14 protein-coding genes are annotated in these 12,975 nt (G+C 62.3%); 7 read left to right on the top strand and 7 right to left on the bottom strand.

The window, feature by feature from the left end; translation table 11 throughout:
- Positions 1-8: 8 nt before the first annotated feature.
- Entirely contained in the window at positions 9-896 is an 888-nt protein-coding gene (gene coxB / locus TM49_RS10865; RefSeq protein WP_045681218.1) for a cytochrome c oxidase subunit II, read from the bottom strand.
- Between the two features lie 366 nt (positions 897-1,262).
- On the opposite strand from coxB, the gene TM49_RS10855 reads away from it, so the two are divergent.
- The 3 genes from TM49_RS10855 to TM49_RS10845 all read left to right on the top strand — a co-directional run bounded on the left by TM49_RS10855 (position 1,263) and on the right by TM49_RS10845 (position 4,042).
- A complete protein-coding gene (locus TM49_RS10855; protein ID WP_082074706.1) occupies positions 1,263-1,976 on the top strand; it encodes an invasion associated locus B family protein in 714 nt (237 codons plus the stop codon).
- 71 nt (positions 1,977-2,047) lie between these two features.
- Positions 2,048-3,466, top strand: coding sequence for a metalloprotease TldD (tldD, locus tag TM49_RS10850; protein ID WP_045681214.1), 1,419 nt, complete (start codon positions 2,048-2,050; stop codon positions 3,464-3,466).
- Between the two features lie 63 nt (positions 3,467-3,529).
- The gene (locus tag TM49_RS10845; RefSeq protein WP_045681212.1) at positions 3,530-4,042 is read left to right on the top strand and encodes a GNAT family N-acetyltransferase; all 513 of its coding nucleotides are present in this window, start codon (positions 3,530-3,532) and stop codon (positions 4,040-4,042) included.
- On the opposite strand, the gene TM49_RS10840 is transcribed toward TM49_RS10845, so the two are convergent.
- The 5 genes from TM49_RS10840 to pdxH form a co-directional block, all read right to left on the bottom strand.
- On the bottom strand, positions 4,034-4,705 hold the full coding sequence (locus TM49_RS10840) for an alpha/beta fold hydrolase (RefSeq protein ID WP_052699810.1): 672 nt from the start codon (positions 4,703-4,705) through the stop codon (positions 4,034-4,036). The genes TM49_RS10845 and TM49_RS10840 overlap by 9 nt on opposite strands.
- Positions 4,696-4,953 carry a hypothetical protein gene (locus TM49_RS23895; protein ID WP_052699809.1) on the bottom strand — a complete coding sequence of 86 codons (258 nt, stop codon included), beginning with the start codon at positions 4,951-4,953 and terminating at the stop codon, positions 4,696-4,698. The genes TM49_RS10840 and TM49_RS23895 overlap by 10 nt, the downstream gene beginning before the upstream one ends.
- Before the next feature lie 31 nt (positions 4,954-4,984).
- Positions 4,985-5,530, bottom strand: a complete 546-nt coding sequence (locus TM49_RS10835; protein WP_045681210.1) for a DUF2087 domain-containing protein — start codon at positions 5,528-5,530, stop codon at positions 4,985-4,987.
- A 223-nt stretch (positions 5,531-5,753) separates the two neighbouring features.
- Entirely contained in the window at positions 5,754-6,224 is a 471-nt protein-coding gene (locus TM49_RS10830; RefSeq protein WP_045681208.1) for a heme-degrading domain-containing protein, read from the bottom strand.
- Positions 6,225-6,235: 11 nt separating this feature from the next.
- Positions 6,236-6,856 (bottom strand): pyridoxamine 5'-phosphate oxidase, encoded by a 621-nt coding sequence (pdxH, locus tag TM49_RS10825; protein WP_045681206.1) that lies wholly within the window; start codon positions 6,854-6,856, stop codon positions 6,236-6,238.
- 223 nt (positions 6,857-7,079) lie between these two features.
- Between pdxH and fabI the strand changes: the two genes are divergently transcribed.
- The 3 genes from fabI (at position 7,080) to aroC (ending at position 9,874) form a co-directional block, all read left to right on the top strand.
- Entirely contained in the window at positions 7,080-7,901 is an 822-nt protein-coding gene (fabI, locus tag TM49_RS10820) for an enoyl-ACP reductase FabI (protein WP_045681204.1), read from the top strand.
- A gap of 206 nt (positions 7,902-8,107) precedes the next feature.
- The gene (locus tag TM49_RS10815) at positions 8,108-8,701 is read left to right on the top strand and encodes a histidine phosphatase family protein (protein WP_045685122.1); all 594 of its coding nucleotides are present in this window, start codon (positions 8,108-8,110) and stop codon (positions 8,699-8,701) included.
- Positions 8,702-8,776: 75 nt separating this feature from the next.
- On the top strand, positions 8,777-9,874 hold the full coding sequence (gene aroC / locus TM49_RS10810; RefSeq protein WP_045681202.1) for a chorismate synthase: 1,098 nt from the start codon (positions 8,777-8,779) through the stop codon (positions 9,872-9,874).
- A gap of 8 nt (positions 9,875-9,882) precedes the next feature.
- Here the strand turns inward: aroC and amyA are convergent, their stop codons facing one another.
- Positions 9,883-11,370 carry an alpha-amylase gene (gene amyA, locus TM49_RS10805; RefSeq protein WP_045681200.1) on the bottom strand — a complete coding sequence of 496 codons (1,488 nt, stop codon included), beginning with the start codon at positions 11,368-11,370 and terminating at the stop codon, positions 9,883-9,885.
- Positions 11,371-11,535: 165 nt separating this feature from the next.
- Between amyA and TM49_RS10800 the strand changes: the two genes are divergently transcribed.
- Positions 11,536-12,975, top strand: a complete 1,440-nt coding sequence (locus TM49_RS10800; RefSeq protein ID WP_045681198.1) for a mannitol dehydrogenase family protein — start codon at positions 11,536-11,538, stop codon at positions 12,973-12,975.

The following is a 12,975-nucleotide window of genomic DNA, read 5'->3' as shown; positions in this document are numbered from 1 at the left end:
CCCTGCCCTTAATTGTTGTCTGCGAGCATGACGGACTGCTCGCTATTGTCGATGGAAGCCATCAGTGCCTTGTTGGCGGCCTCGACATCGCTGGTTGCGGCCTGCTGCCAGGTGGCGAACTGGTCTTCGGAGACGACGCGAATGGCGATCGGCATGAAGGCGTGGTCCTTGCCGCAGAGCTCGGAGCACTGGCCATAATAGATGCCCTCCGCATCGGCCTTGAACCAGGTCTCGTTCAGGCGGCCCGGCACGGCATCGACCTTGATGCCGAAGGACGGCATAGCGAAGGAATGGATGACATCGGTGGGAGCGGCGGTGACCAGGACACGAACAGTCTTGCCGACCGGCACCACAAGTTCATTGTCAACGGCGAGCAGGCGCGGATAGGCGGCCTTGTCTTCCTTGCCGTATTCGGCGCGCTGGTCATCTGTCAGCATATAGGACGAATAGGAAATCGCGCCGTCCTCGATATCGGGATAGTCGTAGCTCCACAGCCACTGCGTCGCCGTCGCCTTCACCGTCAGGTCAGGCTCGTCGGGAATGGTGAGCTGGTCGGTCAGGAGGTTGAACGACGGCACGGCGAGGAACAGCAGAATCAGCACCGGCGCGACGGTCCAGATGACCTCGATGACGGTGTTGTGGCTGGTGCGCGAGGCGACCGGGTTCTTCGAGGCCCTGAAGCGCACCATCACGGTGATGAGCAGCGCCAGAACCAGCAGAACGACCGGCACGACGAACCAAAGCGTATAGGCTTCGAACCAGCGGATCTGGTGCATGATCGGCGAGGACGCCGGCTGCATGCCGGTTTCCCACGGCTGCGGCTGCGCGGCCAATGCGGCGCCGCTGCCGAACAGACAGAATAGCGCAGCCAAACCTGCTCTCGACTTGCTCATCACGTTGAACTCTCCCTCCTTCGTTGACCGAGGTCAAACCGGGTCCATATCCCTGGTGCTAGAAGGCTAACATCGGCCCGCCCCATACGCGGCGGCTATGATAGCAATTGTTTACGCAGGCTTACTCCCGAACCGGCGTGAATGGCATGCTATACCCGTTTTCCCCCTCAGTCACAATTATGCCATAGCATTTGCCGATTTGAAGCGTCAAATCATCTTGCTCCACCTCGGCGCGTGCACCGGCCAAAGCCGTACGCGGAAGCGCCAATTCGCGCCAAACCACTTGGAAGACATTGAAATTTGTCGGCGAAGGGGGCAAGAAACCCATCGAGTATTGATGTTTTCCACGAACGGGACGAGGTGAGTCTGATGTTTTCATTGCCGGCGAGCGCCCTGACCAAGAAAAGCACCGCCTGCGTCCTGCTGGCGCTCTTCGCCTGCACCACGCTGCCGCTCGCGGCCTCAATGCCCGCTTACGCGCAGTCGACGCCGGCAACGCCGCCGCTGCCGGAAAGGGCGCCCGGCGAAGATGCTCCCGCGGCAAGCACGGCCCCGGCCGAAAACGCCGCCCCCGACACCGGCAATGCCGGCGAAGCCGCTCCGCCATCCGGCATCGAGAGCGTTCCGCTTCCGGAAGGCCCCGATGACGACACATCGATGGTGCGCGAAAACCACGGCGCCTGGTCTATGGTCTGCGATCAGCCGCCCGGCGCCAATGGTGATCAGTGCGCCCTGATGCAGAACGTGATCGCCGACGACCGCCCGGAAATCGGCCTTTCGATCGCGGTACTGAAAACCGCCGACCGGCAGTCGAAGCTATTGCGCATCCTTGCCCCGCTCGGGGTGTTCCTGCCGGAAGGCATGGGTCTGTTCGTCGATGGCGTCAACATCGGCAAGGCCTATTATTCGCGCTGCTATTTCGACGGCTGCTATGTCGAGGTCGATATCGACGACGACCTGATGAAAATCTTCCGCGCCGGCAAGGAAGCGGTATTCACGCTCAATTTCTCGGTCGATCAGAACACGATCGGCATTCCCGTCGACCTCGACGGCTTAGGCGAAGGCTACGATGCCCTGCCCTGATATCGGCCGGCCGCAGTTCCTATATGGGCTCCATAACGAACTGAACGACAGACAAGAAGACGGACATGACCATGACCGACCGCGACCTTCTCAGCCATTTCGACGCCGATGAGAGCACCATCCGCCGCATCGTCGAGGATACGCTTCATGATGCCGACGACGGCGAACTCTATGTCGAATACGCGGAAAACGAATCGCTGTCCTTCGATGACGGGCGACTGAAAAGCGGATCGTTCAACACCGGCCACGGCTTCGGCCTGCGCGCCGTCGCCGGCGAGGCGAGCGGCTTTGCCCATGCGGGCGAACTTTCGATTGCCGCCCTGAAGCGCGCGTCGCAGACGGCAAAGGCCGTGACCGCGGGCTATGACGGCACCTATGCCGAGCCACCGCGCGGCACCAACACCAAGCTCTATTCCGACGCAAACCCGATAGGAGCGCCTTCGTTCGAGGAAAAGGTGAAGCTGCTCGGCGAGATCGACGCCTATCTGCGCGAACGCGATCCGCGCGTGCGCCAGGTCTCGGCATCGCTTGCCGCCAGCCACCAGACCATCGAGATCCTGCGCGCCGATGGCTACCGGGTCGGCGATGTACGACCGATGACACGGCTCAATATCTCGGTCATCGTCGGCGACGGTGATCGGCAGGAGACCGGTTCCTTCGGAATTGGCGGGCGTGTGAGCTTCGAGGACCTCTTCGCCCGCCAGGACTGGCAGTCGGGCGCGGAAGAAGCGCTGCGCAAGGCCTTCGTCAATCTCGAGGCGATCGATGCGCCGGCGGGTACCATGGATGTGGTGCTCGGCAATGGCTGGCCGGGCGTGATGCTGCACGAGGCCGTCGGCCACGGGCTTGAGGGCGATTTCAACCGCAAGCACCTTTCGGCATTCTCAGGCCTTGTCGGCGAAATGGTCGCCGCCCCCGGCGTCACCGTCGTTGATGACGGCACCATCTCCAATCGTCGCGGCTCGATCTCGATCGACGACGAGGGCACGCCGTCCGCCTATAATGTGCTGATCGAAAACGGCCGTCTTACGGGCTACATGCAGGACCGGCTTAACGCCCGGCTGATGGGCGTGGCGCCGACCGGCAACGGTCGCCGCCAGTCCTATTCCGACCTGCCGATGCCGCGCATGACCAATACCTACATGCTGGCGGGCGACAAGACCAAGGAAGAGATCATCGGCTCCGTGAAGAAGGGCATCTACGCCGTCACCTTCGGCGGCGGACAGGTGGACATCACCTCCGGCCAGTTCGTGTTCGACTGCACCGAGGCCTATCTGATCGAGAACGGCAGGATCGGCGCGCCGATCAAGGGCGCCACGATCATCGGCAACGGCCCCGAGGCGATGAAGCGGGTTTCGATGGTCGGCAACGACCTCGCGCTCGACAACGGCATCGGCAATTGCGGCAAGGCCGGCCAGTGGGTCCCGGTCGGCGTCGGCCAGCCGCATCTGAGGCTCGACCAGATCACTGTCGGCGGGACGCAGGCGTGAGCCAGCTTCCTTTCCGCGCACGCCTAAACGATTCTTTTACGGCTTTCAGGCTCAATGCGGGCCATGTACAGCGTTGCCCGCATTCCCGCTCAGCAGACAAGCACCGTCGCGATCCGGCCCTATGAAAGCCGCGACAATCAAAGGCTTTCGGCCCTCTGGCTCGAAGCCTCGCTGATCTCACACACCTTTCTGCCGGAAAGCCTGCTGCTTACCCAGCAGAAGCTGGTGGCCGAAAAATACCTAGCCGAGACCGAGACCTGGGTGGCAATCGCGGATGACCTCCCTGTCGGCTTCATCGGCCTGATGGATCAGTTTATCGGCGGGTTGTTCGTAGCGCCGGAGGCCCAGGGCATGGGGATCGGCGGCGAACTCTTGCGTCACGCCTTTGAACTCAAGGGCCATCTGGCGCTAGAGGTTTATGCCGCCAATCACCGCGCCGTTGCCTTTTATCGCCGCCACGGCTTTTGCGGCGTGCGCCGCCGCGAAACAGACGACAACGGCCTGCCCCACCCCCTGATCCTGATGCAGAAGCCCTGCCCGTCGGGCCGCAAAACCACGCCCGCACCGTCAGCCTGAGGCCGAATTGCCCGTTGCGGCTAGGAAGGTCGCGATCCGGCTCCTCACCTGATGAAGTGCCGTGAAAAGCGACACATGCTCGCCGCCGGCAATCGCCATCAACTCGCCTCTGGGCGCCTCATCGGCGACCCGCTTCCCATGCTCGAATGGCACGATCCTGTCGGCGGTTCCGTGGATGACCAGCATCGGCACCTTCAATGCTCCAACCGCAATCGGCGCCTGGCTGGCGAAAAGGCGCGTATCGGCAATCGTGCCCGGCAGCCTTTCCGCCATCCGGTCGACAACGCTCCTGTTGAGAGCAGCCATCAGCCCCGCCGCCTCTGGATCGGCAAGCGTCCGGGCGAGAACCTCGCGATCGCGGATCGAGCGGCGGGCGGCCTGATCGGGGTCACCAAGCCCGCGCGTGAGCACACCCATCAGCAAGGACGATCGCGCCGCAAGCCGCATCAACGGCAGCATGGCGGTAACGGCCCGCGGCGGCGTGAGCGTACCGGTGCAGCACGACACCAGGATGAGCGCCGAAACCCTTTCCGGATATCTGAGAGCAAAGGCCAGCGCGGCCGGACCGCCGGCCGATACGGCAATCACCGTCACCTGACCGATATCGAGCACATCCAGAAGCGCGGCATAGAGCTCGGCCTGAGCGCCGGGGATTACAGCCACACCAAGCGGCGTGCCGAGATGCCCCGGGCGCGAGACGGCGAGCGGTGGAGGTCGCTCTCCTCGCCGAACGCCGCCCGAGCCAGGATCAGCGACTGATCCCAGCCTCCCATGCCGCCGTGAAGGGCAAGCACGGGCCTTCCCTCGGCTTTGCCTGCAAAGGCGACTTCTATTGTCCCGGTTGGGGTATGCATGATTTTGACGCGCGCGCCTTCGGCCGACGCGGTCGCGCATGAACGGGCGGACGTCATTGATATCTCTTTCACTGTGAGGCGCAAGCCGTCAGGCTGCGGTCCGGCGCGCTTTCAGGCGTGCGATGAGGATTGCGGCTTCGGCCGTCAGCCTCTGCTCCACACGCCGGTAGGACGAGCAATCCCGTTTGCGCGTCACCAGCCCGTGCTCCACCATGCTGCGTCGCAATTGCGCTGCATCGCCGAACAGGTGGTAGGCGTTCAACAGCGCGTTCACCGACGGTTCGGAAAGGTCCGCAGAGGCCGGCATCAGCGCCCAGAAAGCCCAGAGACTGAGGCTCTGCACTGTCCGTCGCGATGGCCACTGTTTCAGCTTTCCACGGTGATCAAACTGCTGCAGCGCTCGCTCCACCAGGCGAAAATCCGCGACCACCGGCTGTTCCGGCCGCGCCAGCCGCTTCTCGGCCGCATGGGCAGCGCGCAGATGCTGAAAATTGCGGAAACCGCCCGAACGGGCGAGCATATTCATCAGCGAGAGGTGCGAGGGGGTGCCTTCGCTATCGCCGAGCTGATGCGAAAGCGCACGGGTGAAAGCGGACAAATCATCCGCAAGAAGAGGGATTTTTTCTTTCGACATGACTGGATCCCGAACATGCCGCTCATTGTTTCATCGCTGGTCGCTGACTTGCGAGGCGGCACGGTGATCTGGTCAGGTGTCGACATCAAACTGGCAGGTTTAGCACCCCAAAGGGGACAGCGACGCCTCGGTGAACTGCAGACCGTGGCGTGGCTTTAGCACAATCCTCAGCCGAAGAAAATGCCGTTACGCCCCTGGGTGGCAAAATGTCTCACGGCCCGCGTTATGGATCGAGATAGGATTCCAGCACCGCAACAATCAGCCCGTGATCGTCTGCGCTGGCGAGGCCCGACACAGTGATCGCGGCCACCACGCCGACATCCTTGATGCGAACCGGGAAGCTGCCGCCGTGGTCGGCATAGTCTTTGAGATCAAGGCCGAGTTCGGGGCCGATGGTTCGGCCCTTGCGGCGGTGCTCCAGTTCGACGGCATAGGACGAGCGGTGGAAATGGAAGACGACGTTCGATTTGCGACGCGCCCAAACGTCGTTGTCGGGCGCGGAGCCTGGCAGCGCCGAATGGAACAGTGTGCGGTTCGGCGTGCGGATATTGATGACGACGGGCGCACCATGCGCCAGCGCGCGCGCGACCAGACGCTGGCCGAGGTCCCATGCATCTTCCTCATCGAAGCGGGAAAAGACCAGGCGGGACTGCTCGTCCGCCACCTTCTGTTCGCGTTCCTCGATCTCGCTCATTGCGATCTCCCTTACGGATACATCCTGACCTTCTGCCAGCCGCCTTCGGTTCCGGCGCGGCGGAACTCGATGCGGTCATGCAGGCGGAACTTGCCATCGCGCCAGAACTCGATTGAAACCGGCTTCAGCCGGAAGCCCGACCAGTAATCCGGGCGCGGCACCTCGCCGACGCCATATTTGGCAGTGTGCTGGGCAACGGCCTTTTCCAGCGCAAAACGGCTTTCGAGCGGCCGCGACTGCTTCGAGGCCCAGGCACCGATACGGCTGCCGCGCGGGCGCGAATGGAAATAGGTATCCGCCTCCTCGTCGCTGACCACCTCGACCGGACCGCGAATGCGGATCTGGCGGCGCAGGGACTTCCAGTGGAAGCACATCGCGGCCTTCGGTTGGCCGAGCAGTTCCCGGCCCTTCTGGCTTTCGAAATTGGTGTAGAACACGAAGCCGCGAGGATCGTATTCCTTCATCAGCACCATGCGCACATTAGGGAGCCCGTCATCGTCGACCGTGGCGACGGCGGTGGCGTTCGGATCGTTCGGCTCGCTCGCCTGGGCTTCCTTCAGCCATCGTCCAAACAGTTCGAAGGGATCGTTTTCAGCGGTGAAATCGGCCTTGCCGACAACTGCCTCAGCCATGGGTTCACTCCCGGTATTTTGACTTTCGCGCGCCGGGGATGATCACCGGCCGCTTCCTTCTACGATGCCAATCGCCATCGCGACATGACTGAACGCAAAAGTCGAGGGCTTGGCAATAACCTTTTCGGAAGCTAAAGCGTTTGCTCCGCGGTTCGCTCAGCTTGAACCGCATTGCTGCCTATGCCATAGGCAGAAAAGAAGAGAGTTGCAAGGAGCATCGCACATGGCTGAAGCAAACGGCCTCATGAAAGGCAAACGCGGCATTATTCTTGGTGTCGCCAATAACCGTTCGATCGCATGGGGCATTGCCAAAGCGTGTCATGAAGCCGGGGCCGAAATCGCACTGACATGGCAGGGCGACAACCTGAAGAAGCGCGTCGAACCGCTCGCCCAGGAACTGGACGCCGTCATGGCCGGTCACTGTGATGTCACCGATCCCGCAACCATCGATGCCGTTTTCGCCCGCCTCGAAGAAGTCTGGGGCTCGATCGATTTCGTCGTCCACGCCATCGCGTTTTCCGACAAGGACGAGCTCACCGGCCGTTATCTCGACACCTCGCGCGAGAACTTCGCCAAGTCGATGGATATCTCGGTTTACTCGTTCACCGCGATTGCAAAACGCGCGGAACAAATGATGAATGACGGCGGCTCCATGGTGACTCTCACCTATTACGGCGCCGAAAAGGTCATGCCGCATTATAACGTCATGGGCGTTGCCAAGGCAGCTCTGGAAGCCAGCGTGCGCTACATGGCCGTTGACCTCGGCGGTCGCGGCATCCGCGTCAACGGCCTCTCCGCCGGCCCGATCAAGACGCTTGCAGGCTCGGCAATCGGCGACTTCCGCTACATTCTGAAGTGGAACGAATACAACTCGCCGCTGAAGCGCAACGTCACCATCGACGAGGTCGGCAACACCGCCCTCTTCCTGCTCTCCGACCTTTCGACCTCGGTCACCGGCGAAGTGCTCCACGCCGACTCGGGTTATCATGTGGTCGGCATGAAAGCGGTCGACGCACCGGACATTTCGGTCGTCGTCAAGGACTGAGAATGGAAGGCGCGGTGATCATCCCGCGCCTTTTTGTTTTGCGCGCCGGCTCTTCCGGCGCTAGGCTTTCAAGGCTTCAGGACGGCATTCCGCCGGCCATTCCTCCGCAAAACATGTGCAAAAACCTCAAATCGCTTTGAATTTTGGCATCACGCTGTAACGAAAATTGATTGGGCCGACACCCGGCCGAAAACGGGACCGAAACATTGCTGATATACGTCATCCGGCACGGTGAGACCGACTGGAACGCCGCCCGACGGCTGCAGGGCCAGAAGGACATTCCGCTGAACGAAAAGGGACGCGGCCAGGCCGCCGCAAACGGAGCGGCGCTTTCCGAATTTCTGGGCCAGGAGGCCCGCGCCTTCGATTTCGTCGCAAGCCCGCTGTCGCGCACGCGCGAAACCATGGAACGGGCGCGCGCCGCCATGGGCCTGACGCCCGAACTCTACCGCACCGATGACCGGCTGAGGGAGCTTTCGTTCGGCGACTGGGAAGGCCGCACGCTGGATGAAGTCGGCCGCTTCAGCCCGGAGCTCCTGGAAGAGCGCGAAAAGGACAAATGGGCCTTTGTGCCGCCCGGCGACGACGCCGAAAGCTACGAGATCCTCTCCTGGCGCATCGGCGCCTGGCTGAAGGACGTCGTCGGCCCTACAGTCTGCGTCTGCCACGGCGGCGTCATCCGTTCGCTTTTTCGCATCGTCGGCGACGTTTCGCCGGAGGAAGCAGCCGAACGGCCGATCCCGCAGGACAATATCCTGCGGCTTGATCCAACAGAGGGCACGATCGGCTGGATTGTTTAGGCCCGAGACTTTTCCTCATCCGTCAATTGCTATAGAGCCGTGGCGCAGGAATTGGCGGGTTGTCGGAGGTTTCATATGTCGCACAATACATTCGGACACATGTTCCGCGTCACCACCTGGGGCGAAAGCCACGGGCCGGCGCTTGGCTGCGTCATCGATGGCTGCCCGCCCGGCATCGCCTTCACGCTTGCCGACATCCAGACCTATCTCGACCGTCGCAAGCCCGGCCAGTCGCGCTTCGTCACCCAGCGGCGCGAGGCCGATGAGGTGAAGGTGCTCTCCGGCGTGCTGCCGCAGGAAGATGGCGTCACCTTCATCACCACCGGCACGCCGATCTCGATGATGATCGAGAATACCGACCAGCGCTCCAAGGATTACGGCGAAATCGCCCGGCAGTATCGCCCCGGCCATGCCGATTATACCTACGACGTCAAATACGGGTTGCGCGACTATCGCGGCGGCGGCCGCTCGTCGGCTCGCGAGACGGCGGCCCGCGTTGCCGCCGGTGCTCTTGCCCGCAAGGTGCTGCCCGGTGTCACCTATCGCGGTGCGCTGACCCAGATCGGCAAGCACAAGATCAACCGCGACAACTGGAACTGGGACGAGGTCAACAACAACCCGTTCTTCTGCCCGGATCCGGAAATGGTGCCGGTCTGGGAAGAATATCTCGACGGCATCCGCAAGGCTGGCTCCTCCGTCGGCGCCGTGGTCGAGGTGGTAGCCGAGGGCGTGCCCGCCGGCCTTGGCGCACCGATCTATGCCAAGCTCGATCAGGACATCGCGGCGGGCCTGATGTCGATCAACGCCGTCAAGGGTGTCGAGATCGGCGAAGGCTTCAATTCGGCAGAGCTGACCGGTGAGGAGAACGCCGACGAGATGCGCATCGGCAATGACGGCCGCCCTCGCTTTCTCTCAAACCACGCCGGCGGCATTCTCGGCGGGATATCGACCGGCGAGCCGATCGTCGCCCGCTTCGCCATCAAGCCGACCTCATCGATCCTGACGCCGCGTCAGTCGATCGACCAGGACGGCAAGGAAGTGGAGCTGAGGACCAAGGGCCGCCACGACCCCTGCGTCGGCATCCGCGCCGTACCGATCGGCGAGGCGATGGTGGCCTGCACCGTTGCCGACCATTATCTGCGCGATCGCGGCCAGACGGGACGGCTCGACTGAGCCCTCGCTCAGAGGCTGTCCTCACGCACCCAGACGCTGACGCTGCCGGCATTCACCGGGAAGGTCGCCTTGCCGTTCTCGTCGGCGGTTACCGTGTCCTCGCGGTGGCCGAGGAAATCGCGGAAGGTCGCGCCGGCATGAGCCTCGCCGAGCTCGATTTCCTTTGAAGCCTCGTCGCCATTGGTCAGCACGGTGACGGAACCGGCGGCATCCGCCGTGCCCTGCCGGACGATCGCCAGGCAGTGCGGATCGTCGAAAATGTCGGTCTGGGCGCCATTGGCGAAGCGCCTGCGCGCCTCGATCAGCTTCGGCAGACATTCGATCTTTGGCATGACGATGTCATGCTCGTTGCCGTCATCGCCGCTATCGCGATATTCGACGCCGTAAAGGTCAGCATAAAACACACTTGGAATGCCCTGCTCGCGCATCAGGATCAGTGCATAGGCAAGCGGCTTGAACCAGGGCTCGACGGCCGCCTCCAGCGATTGCAGCGGCTGGGTGTCATGATTTTCCACCAGCGTCACCGCATGCTCCGGCTTCGCCGTGACAAAGGCGCCGTCGAAGATGGTTCGCATGTCGTAATCGCCGCCGGCCTTCGAGGCATCATGGAAATTGTGATGCAGGCCGACATCGAAGAGCGTCAGCTGGCCATCGACCAGATCGAGATAGGCCTCAAGCGCGCCGATATCCGGGTGCCAGTATTCGGCGACGACGAAGAGGTCTTCCCTGACGGCTTCGCGCATGTGCCCGATCCAGTCGCGGAAGAACCAGGCCGGGATGTGCTTGGCGGCGTCGAGGCGAAAGCCGCCGACGGCGACCTGTTCGGAAAACCACCGCCCCCAGTATTTCAGCTCCTCGTAGACGGCGCGGTTGCGGAATTCGATATCGGCGCCGATCAGATAATCGTAATTGCCGAGTTCCTGGTCGACCTCGTCGTTCCACTCGCCCTCGCCATATTCGTTGACGAGGCGGAAGACGCCGGTCTCGTTCGGGTTCTCGAGATAGTCGATGCCGGTGAAGCACTTCTGCGTCCAGATGAATTTCGAGTACTTGCCCTGCCGTCCCGGAAAGGTGAAGCGGGTATAGGCTTCCGCCTCGAAGGCTTCGTCCTCGATCTCGGTGCGGTTTTCGGGATTGGCGCGGCGGACCTTCACCCGCTCCTTTTCGTCGGCGCCCATCTTGTGGTTCAAGACAACGTCGTGAATAGCGCCGATGCCATGATCGGCAAGCGTGCGGCAGGCATTCTCCAGAGCGCCACGATCGCCGTATTTGGTGGCAACCGTGCCCTTCTGGTCGAATTCGCCAAGGTCAAACAGGTCGTAGGTGTCGTAGCCGACGGAATAGCCGCCGGAAGAGCCCTTGTAGGCCGGCGGCAGCCAGACGTCTGTGACACCGATCGTGGCAAGGCTCTCGGCCTTTTCCGCCACTTCATCCCAAAGCTTGCCTCCGTCCGGATAGTACCAATGAAAAAACTGCAGAAGCACCCGTCCGGACATGTTGAAACTCCAATGTGAAAAGCACCCGCCAACAACGCCATGCCGGGGCGAAAGTTCCTTTGGCATCGGCGGACCGCACGCTCTTTTATCACAATCAAGCCTTGACGAACGTCGCGTCGGGCAACGATATGCTCAGCGTGCATTCCGGAGTGAGAGGATACCGATATGGAAGAGACTGTTCTGAGGGAAAGCCCTCAATTCGATGTAGGCGTGCTGAAGCCGCGCATTCTCCATATCGGTTTCGGTGGCTTTGCCCGCGCCCATCAGATGATCTATCTGCAGGAAGGCATGAACAAGGTCGGCGGAGACTGGGGCGTGATCGCCTGCCGCCTCAACTCCGGCGTCGAGGAGCTGACCGCCCTTGATGAGGCCGGCAACACCTATACCGTCGCCGAGATCGACGCGGACACCGTCACGGCACGCGAAATCGGCGTCGTCATCGGCACCTGTCACCCGAAGCGTGACGGCATGGACACGCTGCTCGGCATTATCGCGGCCGAGCCGATGGCGGTCATCAGCCTGACGATCACCGAGAAGGGCTATTGCAGCCGCAACGGCCATCTCGACCCAGACAACAAGGGTATCATCGCCGATCTCAAGACGCCGGAAAATCCCACAACCGCGATCGGCGTGATCGTCGAGGGTCTGCGGCTGAGGCGCGAAGCCGGATTGCCGGGACTTACCGTTCTCTCCTGTGACAATCAGCCCGATAACGGCAAGCTGGTGCGCGCCGTCGTCCTCGGCCTTGCGCACAAGCGCGATACCGGCCTTGCCGACTGGATCGATGCCAATGTCAGCTTCCCTTCCACCATGGTCGACCGCGTCGTGCCGGCGCTCGATGATTATGGCCGCGACCTGCTGATGAAGATCAACGGCCGTGAGGATGAGAACGGCATTGTCTGCGAGCCTTTCCGCCAGTGGGTGATCGAGGACGACTTTGCCACCGACCGGCCGCCCTTTGCCGAAGGCGGCGCGACATTGACCGACGATGTCCGCCCGTTCGAGATGATGAAGCTTCGCATGCTCAACGGCGCACACACATTCCTGGCGATGCTCGGCAGCCTTTCCGGTCTCGAAACAGTCGCCGCCTGCATGGCCGATCCGGTGTTCCGCAAGGCCGCACGCAAGATCATGCTCGACGAACAGCGCCCCACCCTGCCGCCGATCGAGGGTGTCGACCTCGAGGCCTATGCCGACGAGCTGATCACCCGCTTCGCCAATCCGAAGCTGAAGCACCGCACCGCCCAGATCGCCTGGGACACCAGTCAGAAACTGCCCCAACGCCTGCTGCACGGCATCGCCTGGCACCTGCAGAGCAACACGCCCTGGCCGTTGCTCGCGCTGGCCGTTGCCGGCTGGATCCGTTTCGTCAAGGTGACGGCGGACGAAGGCGGCAAGCTGACAGATCCGCTGAGTGACGACCTGATCGCGAAGGCAAAAAACTACGACGGCGACGCGCTGGTCGACGTGATCCTGAACAACGACGCCGTCTTCGAAGAGGACCTGCGCCGCGAGCCAGGCTTCCGCTCGACAATCGTCGAAGCCTATCGCGCGATTGCCAAAAAGGGTCCGCGGGCGGCAGTGGAGGCCGTGATCAACGGCTGA

The organism is Martelella endophytica, from assembly GCF_000960975.1.
GTDB lineage: Bacteria > Pseudomonadota > Alphaproteobacteria > Rhizobiales > Rhizobiaceae > Martelella > Martelella endophytica.
The sequence above is the reverse complement of the archived record's forward strand: the minus strand, read 5'-3'. Positions and strand labels throughout refer to the sequence as shown.

Coding starts and splice junctions, on each gene's coding strand:
- TM49_RS10800 (WP_045681198.1), top strand. CDS start 11,536: ATGGAAGAGACTGTTCTGAGGGAAAGCCCTCAATTCGATGTAGGCGTG.
- TM49_RS10845 (WP_045681212.1), top strand. CDS start 3,530: ATGTACAGCGTTGCCCGCATTCCCGCTCAGCAGACAAGCACCGTCGCG.
- TM49_RS10855 (WP_082074706.1), top strand. CDS start 1,263: ATGTTTTCATTGCCGGCGAGCGCCCTGACCAAGAAAAGCACCGCCTGC.
- TM49_RS10830 (WP_045681208.1), bottom strand. CDS start 6,224: ATGAGCGAGATCGAGGAACGCGAACAGAAGGTGGCGGACGAGCAGTCC.
- fabI (WP_045681204.1), top strand. CDS start 7,080: ATGGCTGAAGCAAACGGCCTCATGAAAGGCAAACGCGGCATTATTCTT.
- TM49_RS23895 (WP_052699809.1), bottom strand. CDS start 4,953: ATGACGTCCGCCCGTTCATGCGCGACCGCGTCGGCCGAAGGCGCGCGC.
- tldD (WP_045681214.1), top strand. CDS start 2,048: ATGACCGACCGCGACCTTCTCAGCCATTTCGACGCCGATGAGAGCACC.
- pdxH (WP_045681206.1), bottom strand. CDS start 6,856: ATGGCTGAGGCAGTTGTCGGCAAGGCCGATTTCACCGCTGAAAACGAT.
- TM49_RS10835 (WP_045681210.1), bottom strand. CDS start 5,530: ATGTCGAAAGAAAAAATCCCTCTTCTTGCGGATGATTTGTCCGCTTTC.
- amyA (WP_045681200.1), bottom strand. CDS start 11,370: ATGTCCGGACGGGTGCTTCTGCAGTTTTTTCATTGGTACTATCCGGAC.
- aroC (WP_045681202.1), top strand. CDS start 8,777: ATGTCGCACAATACATTCGGACACATGTTCCGCGTCACCACCTGGGGC.